This is a genomic window from Trebonia kvetii (genome assembly GCF_007827045.1).
Taxonomy (GTDB): Bacteria; Actinomycetota; Actinomycetes; order Streptosporangiales; family Streptosporangiaceae; genus Trebonia; species Trebonia kvetii.
Genome location: NZ_RPFW01000067.1, coordinates 1 through 361, shown reverse-complemented (window position 1 = coordinate 361; position 361 = coordinate 1). Strand labels below are relative to the sequence as shown.

The window sequence follows — 361 nt, the reverse complement described above, 5'->3', positions numbered from 1 at the left end:
CGGTTCGCGCTCGACCCGACGCGGGGGCAGGAGCGGGCGCTGCGCTCGCACGCGGGTGCGGCGCGGTTCGCCTGGAACTGGGCCCTGGCGGCGTGCCTGGAGCGCTACCGCGCGGAACGCAGGTGGTGTTCCGGTGCGGAGCTGCACAGGCGGTGGAACCAGGTGAAGAAGGCCGACCCGGCCCTGGCCTGGTGGGAGCAGAACTCCAAGTGCGCCTACCAGGAGGCGTTCCGTGACCTGGACCGGGCGCTGCGGGAGTTCACCAGGTCGAACAAGGGCGAGCGGCCGGGGCGCCGGCTGGGGTTCCCGCGGGTCAAGAAGCGGGGCAGGTGCCGGGATTCGTTCGGGCTGACCGGGACGC

1 protein-coding gene is annotated in these 361 nt (G+C 73.4%); it reads left to right on the top strand.

The window, feature by feature from the left end:
• The coding region (locus EAS64_RS43000) for a helix-turn-helix domain-containing protein (protein ID WP_153227506.1) at positions 1-361 on the top strand (361 nt) is incomplete at both ends.